Here is a 10,095-nt window from a genome sequence, read left to right as displayed (position 1 = left end):
CTGCTGGGTCGTCAGGTAGGTGTACCTTACATCATCGTATTCATGAACAAGTGTGACATGGTAGATGATGAAGAGCTGCTTGAGCTGGTAGAAATGGAAGTTCGTGAACTGCTGAACGAATACGAATTCCCAGGTGATGACCTGCCAGTAATCAAAGGTTCTGCTCTGAAGGCACTGGAAGGTGACGCAGAGTGGGAAAAGAAAATCATCGAGCTGGGCGAAGCACTGGATTCATACATTCCAGAGCCAGAGCGTGCGATTGACAAGCCGTTCATTCTGCCAATCGAAGACGTATTCTCAATTTCTGGTCGTGGTACCGTAGTAACTGGTCGTGTAGAGCAGGGTATCATCAAGGTAGGTGAAGAAGTTGAAATCGTAGGTATCAAAGACACTACGAAGACTACCTGTACTGGTGTAGAGATGTTCCGTAAGCTGCTTGACGAAGGTCGTGCAGGTGAGAACGTAGGTGTACTGCTGCGTGGTACTAAGCGTGACGAAGTAGAGCGTGGTCAGGTACTGGCTAAGCCTGGTTCAATCACTCCACACACCAAGTTTGAAGCAGAGGTATACGTACTGTCTAAAGACGAAGGTGGCCGTCACACGCCATTCTTCAAAGGCTATCGTCCACAGTTCTACTTCCGTACAACTGACGTAACTGGTGCGGTAGAGCTGCCAGAAGGCGTAGAGATGGTAATGCCGGGCGACAACCTGAAGTTCGTTGTAGAGCTGATTGCTCCAATCGCGATGGACGAAGGTCTGCGCTTCGCAATCCGTGAAGGTGGCCGTACAGTAGGTGCTGGCGTAGTTTCTAAGATCATTGAGTAATAGAAACTAGACTTCACTATGAAAAAGGTCACTTCGGTGGCCTTTTTTAATGCCCGGAGTCACGTGGCCGTACAGTAGGTGCGGGTGTTGTATCTAAAATCATCGGGTAATCGATAACAGATACACGCTTCACAGCGAATAAGAGAAGGGCCGCATTAGCGGCCCTTTTTGTGTCTGTAAAAAATGTTTCGGTTTGACGGCTTACGAGCCGAATAGCACGACCAGTACAGCAAATACCGCGCCTGCTGCCGCAATCTTGAGACTGCTTTTGTACAGGGGAATATGTGGCATAAACATTAAAAAGGCGGACACCACAAAGAAAAGCAGGGTCAGACCAAAGGCAATGTTCAGCCAGTACAGCGGGCTGTTATTCGTCGCTTTATGCAGCTTAACCATTTTATTCAGCACGGCCGGATATTCTTTAGTGGTAACGGTTGCTGCGCCACTCGCTTTGTCGTACTCGCCCATGTTCAGAATGACTTTCTCCGGTGTCTCACTGACCACTTTCAGCCCTTTGACTTTTAGCGTATCAGCCACGTTTGCGGCGCTAAGTGCGGGGCTTAACTGGTGTACTGTCACATTTTCAAATTTCATAAAATCGGTGGGACGAAAAATCAGAAGAATGCCACTGATTGCGTAAACCGACATGATCCCGGCAAGAAAGAAACCGAGCCAGCGATGATATTTACGTAACGTGTTGTGAAACTTCGGGCTTGCCATACTGCATGATTCCTTTTAGCGAATACGACGTTATAAACGAGAATAAGTCTTATTTAAAGTGGTTGTAGTGGCGGAAACGTCACTTTACGACAGGTTGCACTGACAGGCGACCAGCGACTCCTCCATCCCGCGAACTGTCTGGGCCGGCACCGTTTTTGGGTTGTTAGACTTTAGTCTAATGTCCTCGCGTGACGGTGGTGAAGATGCTCTAATACCGCGGTTTTTTCGTATGAACCCCCAATTACGCGCTTTCCCCCTCGGGGCGAAAGTCTGCGAAACCATGATTCCGGGATGTTCGCTGACGTTATGAAATAACACAGGATATCATTATGCAGTCTATTGCAATCGTTCTGCTTGGCATCGTTGGTATGATGCTCGGCTGGTTTGTTTACTCTAAGTTTATTGCTTCAAAAATCTTCAGGCTGGATGACAAGTTTGTCACCCCTGCGCATGAATTACAGGACGGAAAAGATTTTGTACCCACCAATAAGGTGGTCCTGTGGGGACACCATTTCACGTCTGTTGCAGGTGCCGCGCCTATCGTAGGTCCTGCCATCGCCGTGTACTGGGGCTGGGTACCTGCCGTCCTTTGGGTCGTGTTTGGTACCATCTTATTTGCTGGCGTACATGACATGGGCGCATTGTGGGCCAGTGCCCGCCACAAAGGGAAGTCGATGGGTGCGCTGTCAGAGAGCGTAATCGGCAAGCGCTCCCGTGCGCTGTTTATGATTGTTATCTTTCTGGTACTGCTGATGGTGAATGCCGTCTTTGGTGTGGTGATTGCGAATTCATTTGTGTCACAGCCTAATGCAGTATTCCCGGCCTGGGCTGCGATCGTGGTCGCGCTCATTATCGGCCAGTTACTGAAACTGAACTTCAAGCTTATTCCGCTGTGTCTGGTAGGTATTGTGGTGCTGTACGCGTCGGTCTATGCCGGCAGCTACATCCCGATCAGTCTGCCAGAGACCATGTTTGGTCTGGGTGAAAAAGCCAACTGGATCATCATCCTGTTCATCTACGCGGCTATTGCCTCGTTGCTGCCTGTGTGGATGCTGTTACAACCGCGTGACTTTATAAATGGTATGCAGCTGCTGGTCGGTCTGTTTCTGCTGTATGGCGCGGTGTTCTTCTCGATGCCGGATATTACGGCGCCGGCGTTTAACATGCAGACCGCAGTTGATACACCGAGCATTATTCCTCTGCTGTTTGTGACCATTGCCTGTGGCGCGGTTTCAGGTTTCCACGGCATCGTGTCGTCGGGTACAAGCTCAAAGCAGCTGGATAAAGAAACTGATGCGCGATTTGTGGGATACCTGGGCGCCATCGGTGAGGGCTCGCTGGCACTGATCACCATTGTCGCGGTGTCAGGTGTGGCACTGGCAGCGTCTCCCGAAGAATGGCATGAAGTGTATTCACACCTTGGTGCGGGCAGTGTCTCTGCATTTATCACCGGCGGCGCCAACCTGATTGCTCAGGGCTGGGGACTGCCGACTGATTTTGCATCAACCATTCTGGCTGTAATGGTCGTGCTGTTTGCCGGTACCACGATGGACTCAGGGGTACGACTGCAGCGCTATATTATTCAGGAGTGGGGTGACATCTATAACCTGTCATGGCTGAAAAAAGGCGGCGTAGCAACGCTGGTTGCGGTAGGTACATGTTTGCTGCTTGCGTTCGGTGCTGGCGGGTCGAGCGGTGACGGCGGCATGATCATCTGGCCACTGTTTGGTTCAACCAACCAGATCCTTGCCAGTCTGACGCTGCTGGTTATCTCGGTCATGCTGATTAAGCTGAAACGCCCGGCCATTTACACGCTAATCCCGATGGTCTTTGTCCTGACCATGGCGTTTTTTGCCGGCATTATTAAGCTCAAAGAGTACTGGCTTGCACAAAACTACCTGCTGGTTTTCCTTGATGCTGTCGTACTGGTCGTCTCGGTACTGGTAATGCTGGAAGCCTGGTCGGTCATTGCCCGTTTCCGCCGCGAAGAGCGTTAATTTTCAGCGCTGTTTAGCACGACCAGGGTCGTGATATACTTAAACGCAGTTGCTGCCTGGCAGTGGCTGCGTTTTTTTATTTCTTGATTCGGGACCCTGTCAGGGGAGTGAAGCGTGTGATGGCTGATCTGTTGTTACTGGTAGAAAATTTCTTCTCCTTGTTTATGGAGTCGGCACCCTGGCTGCTTCTGGGGCTGCTGATTGCCGGCATCATGCACGAACTGGTACCGGTTGACCTGCTGAAAAAACACATGGGGAATGACAGTGTGTCGGCTATCACCAAGTCAGCTGTAATTGGTGCGCCGCTACCGCTGTGTTCCTGTGGCGTTATTCCTGCGGCCGTAGGGCTGCGTCGCAGTGGTGCATCGCGACCCGCGACAATGTCCTTTCTGGTTTCTACGCCTGAGACCGGTGTTGACAGTGTGTCAGTCACCTACGCGCTGCTGGGACCGGTGTTCGCCGTCTTTCGCCCGATTGCGGCAGTCCTTAGCGCTATTTACACCGGGCTGCTGGTACGCTGGTTTGCAGAGCGCGATGCGCCCGCACAATCTGCTGCACCCGCAGAAAAAAGCTGTTGCAGCAGCAAAGCCGAGCCGGTCAAAGACAGCAGTTGCTGCGACAGTGAGCCCGCAAAGAACGAAGCCTCATGTTGTGGCGCTGACGTCGCACCTGCCACCCCGTCAGCGCCTGCGCGCATCTGGGCGTTTGCAACCGGTAAGCTGCTGAACGACATTGCCTTGTGGTTATTGCTGGGTTTGTTACTGGCGGCATGCATTACCACCTGGGTGCCCACCGACTTTCTGACACAATGGGGCGATGGTCTGATAGCCATGCTGGTCATGGCGTTAATCGGCGTTCCTATGTACATCTGCGCGACGGCGTCAACACCGCTTGCCGTTGGCTTTCTGGCGGCCGGTTTGTCGCCTGGCGCGGTACTGGTGTTTTTGATGGCCGGTCCGGCGACGAACATTTCTACGATGGGCATGATCATGCAGGAAATGGGACGACGCACGCTGGTCCTGTATCTGTTTGGCGTGATCAGTGCCAGCATCATCTGCGGCTACGCACTTAACGCAGTGGTATCGGCATGGGCGCTGGACAGCATGGTCGCCGGGGCGGCACAGGCGCACCTGCATACAGGACAGTATGAAGTAATTTACGCGCTGTGCGCAGTCATACTCGGCGGACTGATGATAATAAACGGCTGGCAGGCATTGCTTGCCCGTCGCGCCCGCACCACCACGTCAGAGTGCTGTCACTGATTCAGTGATTGACGCTGCTGTCTGTCAGTCCGGCAATGTGCCGGGCTATTTTTTCATCCAGCGCCGGGCGCCATGCCGGTGGGACAGTCTGGTCAATATCGGTTAACCACGCGGGACGCGGGTTATCCTGAGGCACCCTTGCCGCCCAGGCGTGCGACCACAAATAGGCTTTTGCCAGCCAGGCCGATGCCTGCTCAGTGGGTGTCTCGGGTGTGATTTTACTGACATAACGGACTGCCGTTTCAAGGTATGCCGGCAGAAAACCGAGGCTTGCCGCGTGCTCCAGCCAGTAAAGCGCCTGCTCAGGATCAGCCGGCGTTGACTGTGCCAGTGTGAGACCGTAGCGGTATGCTTCCGGTCCGTACTTTTTCGCCGCCACGGATAGCCAGTAAACCGCCTTCAGGTTGCTGTCGTTTTGCGGTGATGCAATGAAATGTTCGATGAGATGCCGCTGCGCATAAATAGACCCCTCGGTTGCCGCCGCCTCGCATTGTGCCAGTGATTGCGGGTATCCGGGCTGGTCGTATGCGGTTAGCGCCATCACGTCACAGCCTGCTGCGACCAGGCCATTATCCACTGCGGCCTGGTAGTAATAGTGTCCATCCTTGTTACCACCCTGCGCGTCAAGTATGCCATCACGAAAACAGTGCCCGGCCTCATGCAGTGCAACAGGAATATGCTTGTCACCGGATAACACAAACCACTGACAGGCCTGCTCACGCTGTTCGCTTTTATCGGTGTCCACCGTCGAATTGTCCGCGGCAACTTTGTAGTGCCAGCCAAGGGCAAACTGAGCGAGGGGATTTCCCCTGTCTGCTTCCTGCCGGTACAACAGCAGTGCGCCCTTTTCATCACCCTCTGCCATAAGCTGGTATGCAGGGGCGAGGGCAGACTGCCACTCATCCCCGGCCATGCTATGCGTGCTGATAATGAGCGACGCTAAAATGATTAACTTCTTGATGGGTACACTCCCTGTAATGAAATGATCCAGTTTATACCGAGGTACGGCGAGCGGTTTTCATGAGGCAGGCCTGCGCCGGTAAAACCTACCGCCGTACCGGCATTGGCACTGGGGCTGACCGAACCGGCGTCGGGCATTGTCACCTGCACGCTGTCTGCCTGCATCGCCACGGTTGGCAGTGACGCTGAATAGCTGCGATACATGGTGTTGGTACCGGATGCCGTTGCCAGTACCTTGTCAGTAGGATCGGCTGACGTCGAACGTCCTGAACTGGCATGGATCTGTCCGTCCACCATAACTGAAGTCTCAACGCTTAGCGTGGTGGTCGCATCATGTGAATGCACAGGCATCTGGGAAATCAGCAGGGTGACATTTTCGCTGCCGCCTTTGCTGCCCAGACGATAATCCGACAGGCCAGGCCCTCGCCCGGCACCAATGATGGTTCTGCCTCTGGCGTCCGGTAACGCAAAGGTGGTTCTGCCGTCACCGCCGTAGATGGTTCCCAGTATGGAAAACAGGGCATCATTGCCTGAAATCGATAGCAACTGCCCCTGCATCGACGCCCAGCCTCGCGGGCTGAAATTAAAGGCAACGGGACACACGGTCGCAATAAAGGGTTCTGCATCACAGGCATGTACCTGTGTATTCATGCCCGCCAGCAAGCACACGGGCGCAAAATATCGGATGATTTTTGACATAATGAGCTCCTCAGTCTCGTGACGGATAGATACCATACAAGGCAATAATCCAGTTAACGGCCAGATACGGCATACGGTTTTCGTGACTCTGGCTGGCACCCGTACTTGTAAGGGTTGTCGATGCGGTCGTCGTCATGGTCGAGGACACACTGGCACTCAGCGCGTCGGGTGACAGACTGACATCGGGCGCCTGGGCCGCGTAAACCGCGCTGCTACTATTTTGTGCTAGCATGCCGCCTGACGGTGAGGTCGAGCTGCCAGGCGCATCGTGCGCCTGCAGCGCTGCATCGATTGTCCAGCTGTCCAGGGTAATATCCACTGTGGTAGTGGCGTTATGGGAGTGGCTGGGCATATCCAGTACGGTCAGAGTGACAAAATCTACGCCACCGCGCTCACCCATACGGATATTGGATAAGCCCGGACCGTTGCCCTGTCCAATAGCACTGCGACCACGCAGATCCGGCAGAGCAAACGTTGTGCGCCCGTCGCCCCCGTAGGTTGTGCCCAGCAAAGAGAAGAGTGCAGTATTCGTGCTGATTGGCAATAACTGCCCCTGGGCCATTGCCCAGTTTCGTGGCGCAAAATTACCGCCGAATACACACATACCCCCAATCAAAGGTTGGGCTGGGCATGCCATGGCTGCTAACGAGAGTGACCACAGTAGCAGTGCGCCCGATGCGGCATACCGTGTTTTGATGTTGATGCGTTTGTTTTTCATCACGGTCTCCTAGCTACGCGAAGGGAATATGCCCTGAAGCGCCACAATCCAGTTCAGCGTAAGGTACGGCATGCGGTTTTCGTGGGCCTGTCCGCCGCCATTGTTGGTAACTGCGGTGGTGGCCGACGAGGTGGTCTCCGCACCAATGGATATCGCCAGTGATTCTGCCGACAGGGTGACGTCAGGCGCCGCCGTGGTGTAGTAACCGGCGCGGCGCTGATTGATTACGCCAAGCGACGTGGCGTTGGGCGATGTCGACCCGGCACGTGTGTTGGCAGCATGCAGGGATACATCAAAGCCAGCTTCGAGCTGCGTCGGATCAATCGCGGCGTCAACCGTCGTCACCGCAGAATGGGAATGGTTGGGTAACTGAGCCACCGTGAGGGTAACCGTTTCCTGACCGCCCCGTTGTCCCTGCCGATAAAAGCTCAGGCCGGGCCCGTTGCCAAATCCAATCGCGGTTCGGCCGCGCAAATCCGGCAGTGCAAACGTGGTGCGGCCATCGCCACCATAAATGGTACCGAACAGTGAAAATAACGAAGGGTTTGAACTTATTGGCAGCAACTGACCGTTGGCCAGTGCATACCCTCGCGGTGCAAAGTTGCCGGCAAAGCCGCAAATGCCGCCCAGCATCGGGTTAGAACCGCACGCTGATGCGAGCGGCGTAACACCTGCCAGAACAAGGCCTGGCAGAGCTACAAGGAGTAAACGAATTTTCATGGTAATTCCCTGAAAAGTTGGTTCCCTACCACGCACTCCAGGGAAGTATGGCTATTATCTCTTTCTGCGAGACAACAGAAGTAATCCAAGTCCGCTCAGCAACAACAAAGACGACAGCGGCGCTGGTGCTGAAACCGGTGGCGGTCCGGACAGGTTTTCGACGCTGCGTAACTGCAGTGAAAAACCGCCACTGGCAATGAAATCACTTTCGACGTCATACACGCCTCCGCGTAAGCCGAACAGGCCATTAAGTGACGCCGAGCTGCCGGCAGCAAGGTCAAAGACAAACACGGCGGTGCCGCGCCGGATCAAGGTGTCACCATTGGAACCAAGATCGGTATCATCTTCGGCATCGCCGAAATCAAGATCGGACACGAGGTATTTATCAAACAGAAACGTCAGCCCGTCGTCGAATGCCAGGGTTGACTCAGCAAAGCTGCTCAGACCATTCGCATCAACCAGTGCATTCCAGGTAAAGTCCCAGGTCAGGCGCAGCAGGTCGGTGGTGGTGTTATCCATCATCACCGACAGGTCAAAGATAAAATCGTTACCAAAATCATCGTAAAGCACACCGTCCTGGTCGTCTCCGCCTGTGCTGGCCGTTAGCGACAGGCCATCACCGGTTTCGGTAAAGACCGCTGACTGACCGGATGGGGCGCTGACATCGGTCGGGCCGGTTATGACACTTGCCTGTGTCAGCTCTGTGGTGGCTGACAAAGCGCCAAACGGATCGGCTTCAAGGGTTCCGGCAGTGCCAGTGACATTCAGTCCCACCGGGATAAGCGCGGCAAATGCCGACTGACTGCCGAGCGCGAACAGACTCAATAACATACAGGGCAGGAATTTCCGTTTTGAGTACATGGTAGTGCGTTCCTTTTTGTTGATTAAAAAATAAACATGCATAATTCTGCCCATAATTTTTATTGTTATCGTTTTCATGTGTTTACATTTTTTTTACATGCGTGACGGGCGGGATCTGTAAAAAATACTGACATAAAATGGTGTGGCGACAGCTTTACTTGTAGTCCTCAGTCAGTCACGCATAATAGTCAGTCGCCATTCTGCGTCTTAATGCGTTGAGGATTATGTTTCTTTTACTGGTTTACATTTTTATTGCCCTTGGTTTTTCGTTTCTGTGCTCTATCGCTGAGGCAGTTATCCTGAGCGTTTCGTCGGCCTATATCTCGGTGCTGGAGAGTGAGAAACGACCCAGTGGCAAGATCCTTCGTCGTCTGACCGACGACATCAATAACCCGCTGTCTGCTATCCTCACGCTGAATACGATTGCCCATACCATGGGGGCGGCGGGGGCCGGTGCCCAGGCGGCAGTGGTGTTTGGCGACGCCTACCTTGGTGTTATTTCGGGAGTGCTCACGCTGCTCATCCTGATTTTCTCTGAAATCATTCCGAAAACACTGGGCGCAACCTACTGGCGCGGACTGGCGCCGGTTACGGCTTATTTCCTGAAATATCTGGTTGTTGTGCTGCTGCCGTTTGTCAAAATGTCACAACTGCTGACCCGCAGTTTTAAGGAAGACAGTCCGCTGCGCGGTCTCAGTCGCTCTGAAATGCATGCCATGGCGGAACTGTCTGGTCAGGAAGGGCAACTGGCAAAGCATGAGGCGGCGTTTCTCAAAAGTCTGCTGAGTCTGCACGAATTAAAGGTGAAGGACGCCATTACGCACCGAACCGCGCTGTTTTCTGTCGCAGAGTCGATGACCGTTGAAACCTTTTTTCACAAACACGCCCATATCGAGTATTCACGTATTCCGGTATACGAGGACAATGACTCAGAGAATATTACCGGCTATGTTATGCGCTCTGATCTGCTGGTGGCGCAGGCTCGCGGTAATACCGACAAGCCACTGAGCGATTACGCGAAAGACATGGTCACCATTCTTGGCACCATGCCTCTGGCCGGCACCTTTGAACATTTCCTCAATAAGCATGTTCACATGCTGCTGGTGGTGGACGAATACGGTGGACTGGAAGGCGTGATCACCCTTGAGGATTTGCTGGAGCGTCTGTTGGGCGTAGACATTGTGGATGAAAAAGACACCACGGTGAGCATGCGACGCCTGGCTAAAATGATGACCCGGCGTAAAGAGCGGATGCTGATAAAAAATGTGCCCGATTCTGCCCTCTCAGGTGCTGACAAGGCTGCGGATAAACGCACCGGCAGCGAGTGATGCCA

10 protein-coding genes are annotated in these 10,095 nt (G+C 53.6%); 4 read left to right on the top strand and 6 right to left on the bottom strand.

Annotated features, from left to right (window positions below; all coding sequences use genetic code 11):
• A partial coding sequence (locus AB1N33_RS12260) for an elongation factor Tu (protein ID WP_411271843.1) occupies nt 1-825 on the top strand: 825 nt, incomplete at its 5' end.
• Nucleotides 826-1,026: 201 nt separating this feature from the next.
• Here the strand turns inward: AB1N33_RS12260 and AB1N33_RS12255 are convergent.
• On the bottom strand, nt 1,027-1,545 hold the full coding sequence (locus AB1N33_RS12255; RefSeq protein WP_411271842.1) for a hypothetical protein: 519 nt from the start codon (nt 1,543-1,545) through the stop codon (nt 1,027-1,029).
• A gap of 329 nt (nt 1,546-1,874) precedes the next feature.
• On the opposite strand from AB1N33_RS12255, the gene AB1N33_RS12250 reads away from it, so the two are divergent.
• Complete coding sequence (locus AB1N33_RS12250; protein ID WP_411271841.1) at nt 1,875-3,542, top strand: carbon starvation CstA family protein; 1,668 nt, start codon at nt 1,875-1,877, stop codon at nt 3,540-3,542.
• A gap of 119 nt (nt 3,543-3,661) precedes the next feature.
• A complete protein-coding gene (locus AB1N33_RS12245; protein ID WP_411271840.1) occupies nt 3,662-4,804 on the top strand; it encodes an SO_0444 family Cu/Zn efflux transporter in 1,143 nt (380 codons plus the stop codon).
• 1 nt (nt 4,805) lies between these two features.
• Here AB1N33_RS12245 and AB1N33_RS12240 read toward each other — a convergent pair whose 3' ends face one another.
• The 5 genes from AB1N33_RS12240 to AB1N33_RS12220 are packed head-to-tail and all read right to left on the bottom strand — an operon-like array spanning nt 4,806 to nt 8,762.
• Nucleotides 4,806-5,717, bottom strand: coding sequence for an SEL1-like repeat protein (locus AB1N33_RS12240; RefSeq protein WP_411271839.1), 912 nt, complete (start codon nt 5,715-5,717; stop codon nt 4,806-4,808).
• Nucleotides 5,718-5,752: 35 nt separating this feature from the next.
• Complete coding sequence (locus AB1N33_RS12235; protein WP_411271838.1) at nt 5,753-6,463, bottom strand: phage tail protein; 711 nt, start codon at nt 6,461-6,463, stop codon at nt 5,753-5,755.
• Nucleotides 6,464-6,473: 10 nt separating this feature from the next.
• On the bottom strand, nt 6,474-7,181 hold the full coding sequence (locus AB1N33_RS12230) for a phage tail protein (RefSeq protein WP_411271837.1): 708 nt from the start codon (nt 7,179-7,181) through the stop codon (nt 6,474-6,476).
• A 9-nt stretch (nt 7,182-7,190) separates the two neighbouring features.
• Entirely contained in the window at nt 7,191-7,901 is a 711-nt protein-coding gene (locus AB1N33_RS12225) for a phage tail protein (protein WP_411271836.1), read from the bottom strand.
• A gap of 54 nt (nt 7,902-7,955) precedes the next feature.
• On the bottom strand, nt 7,956-8,762 hold the full coding sequence (locus AB1N33_RS12220) for a hypothetical protein (protein ID WP_411271835.1): 807 nt from the start codon (nt 8,760-8,762) through the stop codon (nt 7,956-7,958).
• Between the two features lie 224 nt (nt 8,763-8,986).
• Between AB1N33_RS12220 and AB1N33_RS12215 the strand changes: the two genes are divergently transcribed.
• Nucleotides 8,987-10,090, top strand: coding sequence for a CNNM domain-containing protein (locus tag AB1N33_RS12215; protein ID WP_411271834.1), 1,104 nt, complete (start codon nt 8,987-8,989; stop codon nt 10,088-10,090).
• Nucleotides 10,091-10,095 lie beyond the last annotated feature (5 nt).

The organism is Alteromonas nitratireducens (assembly GCF_040812025.1).
Taxonomy (GTDB): Bacteria; Pseudomonadota; Gammaproteobacteria; order Enterobacterales; family Alteromonadaceae; genus Alteromonas; species Alteromonas nitratireducens.
The sequence above is the reverse complement of the archived record's forward strand: the minus strand, read 5'-3'. Positions and strand labels throughout refer to the sequence as shown.